This is a genomic window from Nocardiopsis listeri, assembly GCF_020741345.1.
GTDB lineage: Bacteria > Actinomycetota > Actinomycetes > Streptosporangiales > Streptosporangiaceae > Nocardiopsis > Nocardiopsis listeri_A.
On record NZ_DYZD01000457.1, the window covers coordinates 1 to 3,216 of the forward strand.

General features: G+C 68.8%; 2 protein-coding genes and 1 pseudogene. 2 read left to right on the forward strand and 1 reads right to left on the reverse strand.

From position 1 onward, the window contains the following. The coding region (locus K8V84_RS24780; protein WP_304079126.1) for a hypothetical protein at positions 1 to 825 on the forward strand (825 nt) is incomplete at its 5' end. A 523-nt stretch (positions 826 to 1,348) separates the two neighbouring features. Further along, positions 1,349 to 2,302 carry a DUF3558 domain-containing protein gene (locus K8V84_RS24785; RefSeq protein WP_304079127.1) on the forward strand — a complete coding sequence of 318 codons (954 nt, stop codon included), beginning with the start codon at positions 1,349 to 1,351 and terminating at the stop codon, positions 2,300 to 2,302. Positions 2,303 to 2,389: 87 nt separating this feature from the next. On the opposite strand, the pseudogene K8V84_RS24790 reads toward K8V84_RS24785, so the two are convergent. Further along, positions 2,390 to 3,216, reverse strand: a pseudogene (locus K8V84_RS24790) (5-methyltetrahydropteroyltriglutamate--homocysteine S-methyltransferase); the annotation flags it as partial.

Genomic DNA, 3,216 nt, shown 5'->3' on the forward strand with positions numbered 1-3,216 from the left:
GAGGACATGAGCACCCTGGAGGCGCGCGCGGAGACCCTCACCGAGGAGTACAACGGTGAGCTCCGGGACATGGAGAACGTGATGGAGGAGGCCGACCGCGCCCAGTCGCGCGCCGATTCCACCCGCGAGGACGTGGAGGCCGCTCGCGGACAGGTCCGTTCCCTGGCGGTGGCCGCCTACACCAGCAGCGGCATCGACCCCTCCATGTCGCTGTTCGTCGAGGCCGAACCCGACGAGGTCATCGAGCGCGCGATCGTCATCGACTACCTGTCCACCAGCAACCAGGACAAGATCGACCAGTTGGACCAGGCCCTGTCCCGGGACGAGATCGCCCAGGAGAACGCCGAGGAGCGTCTGGCCGAGGCCGAGGCCGACATGGACGAGCTGGAGGAACGGCGCATGGACGTCCGCCGGCTCATCGCCGATCACCCGGAGCAGCCCATGCGACCGCCCGACAACATCACACCGCGCACCGAGCAGATGCGCGACCTGGGCATCGAGATCTTCGGGCGAGGGTCGAAGGTGGGCGGCGTCGGCTGCTATCGCGCGGTGGGCGGCTGGGTCGTGGGCGAGCACCCCAAGGGCCGGGCCTGCGACTTCATGGTGGACGGCAACGGTTCCATGCCCTCGGAGGAACAGATCGAGCGCGGTTGGGACATCGCGAACTGGGCCCGGGACAACGCCGACGACCTCGGGGTCATGTACGTGATCTACCGCCAGCAGATCTGGGATGTGCGCCGGGGCGACACCGACTGGCGCCCGATGTCGGACCGCGGCAGCATCACCGAGAACCACTTCGACCACGTGCACATCTCGATGTTCTGATCTCCGACGGATGCGGAACACGAATCCTCCGCACCCGCCTCTCGGGACCAAGGGCCGAAAAGGACGCTCTCCATTACCGGTGGAACGACTCGAAAGCCCGCACAGGATAATCACGATCACGTCACGCCAAGGGTGACGTGCGGCTCGAGCGGAACGAATCGATGACGATTCGCCCCGTTACCCCTGGCCCGCTCCACCTCTCCCCTTAAGGTCACGGTTAGGATGCTTGTCGTCCCGACCCCCGGTCGCCGCGGCCCGTCCCCTCGGCATCATCTCGGCGGTCGGAAAGAACCCCGCGCCACAGTCGGGGCATCCACTCACGACACGGGGAGTTCCCGCTCCTCGCCGTACCGCTCTCGCCCGCGGACCGGCGGTGGTCCCGGGCTCTCCTCCCCCACGGTCTCCCGTGCCGTCATCCATCCGGCCATCCGCCGGTGGTCGTCACGGGAAACTCGTGAGAACCCACCAATGGGCACACGCGTCCCAGAGAACACGGCCAATACTTCACCGGGCGAGGGGAGCCATGAGCGAAAACGGACCTTACAACCAGCCTCCGCAGAACCCCTACGGGGGCGGCACCGGCGGACAGCCAGGCTACGGCCAGGGCCCCTACCAGGGCGGTCCCGGCCAGGACCAGGGCATGTACGCGGGTGGCCAGCCGCCCTACGGCGGCCCCGGCGGTCCGGGTGGACCAGGCGGATACCCCCCGCCTCCGCCCCAGAGCGGTGGTGGCGGCGGCAAGGCCGGCCTTTGGGTGGTCATCGGCGGCGGCGCGATCATCGTGGTGCTCGTCATCGCCGTGATCGTCATGCTCGTGACGCGCGATAACGGCGGCGGGGAGATCGCGACCGGCCCCGACACCACCCAGGGCACCGAGGAGACCGACGAGCCGGTCGACGACGACACCGCGGAGCCCGATTCGGGCGGCGGTGACGGGCCCGCCGGGGAGCCGCCCTACGCGCTGCCCATCGAGCCCTGCGACGCCATCACCGAGCAGGTCTCCACGGACTTCATCCTGCGGGACAACCCCAGCAAGAGCGTCTCCGACAACCGCGCCAGCTGCACCGCCACGGGCGACGCTCCCGAGGGCAACCCGGAACGCGCCTACAGCAGCCTCTGGTTGGAGTACGCGACGCCCTACGCCGGCAGCGACTCCGTCGAGGGCGCCTCGTCGGACTACCAGGACTCCCTCAGCAGCTACACCGGTGGTAGCGACTACTACCCGGAGGAGAACCTGGAGGAGGAGAAGGAGATCGACGGTCTCGGCGATGAGGCCCACCTCATCATCACCGAGAACATCATCCTCGACGACCCCGCCCCCACTGCGATCATGCTGGTGCGCGCGGCCAACATGAACATCGAGATCACCTACCAGGTCTCGGACTTCGAGGGCTCCGACCTGACGATGGTCGACGACGTCGAGGCCCTGCTGACCAACTCCGCCGAAGAGGCGATCGCCCTGCTCGGCGCCGAGTAGGAGACCACCGGCTCCTCCCCGGAAGAGACGACGAGAGGGGGCCGCGGCTTCGTGCCGCGGCCCCCTTTTCGTGCGTTCGGGGTGGGATCAGAGGTCGGCGCGCACCCGGCGGGCCGCCTCCACCATGTTGCGCAGCGCCTGCTCGGTCTCGGCGTAGCCGCGCGTCTTCAGGCCACAGTCGGGGTTGGCCCACAGGTTCGCCGCGTCCACGTGCGAGACCGCCAGACGCAGCGAGGCCTCGATCTCCTCGACCGACGGCACCCGCGGCGAGTGGATGTCGTACACGCCCGGACCGATCGCGCGCTTGTAACCGCGCTCTCCCAGGGCCTCCACGAGCTCCATGCGCGACCGGGCCGCCTCGACGCTGGTGACGTCGGCGTCCAGCGCCTCGATCCCGTCGACGATCTGGTTGAACTCCGAGTAGCACATGTGCGTGTGGATGGTCGTGCTGGACGCGACCCCGGAGGTGGCCAGTCGGAACGAGTCGACCGCCCACTCCAGGTACGCCGCCCTCTGCTCCTCGCGCAGCGGAAGCAGCTCGCGCAGCGCCGCCTCGTCGACCTGGATGTGCCGGATACCGGCCCGCTCCAGGTCGGCGACCTCGTCGCGCAGCGCCAGACCCACCTGGCGGGCGGTCTCACCCAGCGGCTGGTCGATACGCACGAACGACCAGGCGAGCATGGTGACCGGGCCGGTCAGCATGCCCTTGACCGGCTTGTCGGTACGCGACTGGGCGTAGGTGATCCACTCGACCGTCATCGGCTCGGGACGCGAGACGTCGCCGAACAGGATCGGCGGGCGAACGCACCGTGAACCGTAGGACTGCACCCACCCGTTCTCGGTGGTGGCGTAGCCCTCCAGCTGTTCCGCGAAGTACTGGACCATGTCGTTGCGCTCGGGCTCGCCGTGCACCA

What these genes read in the sequence shown, in the direction of transcription:
- K8V84_RS24785 (WP_304079127.1), top strand. Translation starts at nt 1,349, where the DNA reads ATGAGCGAAAACGGACCTTACAACCAGCCTCCGCAGAACCCCTACGGG.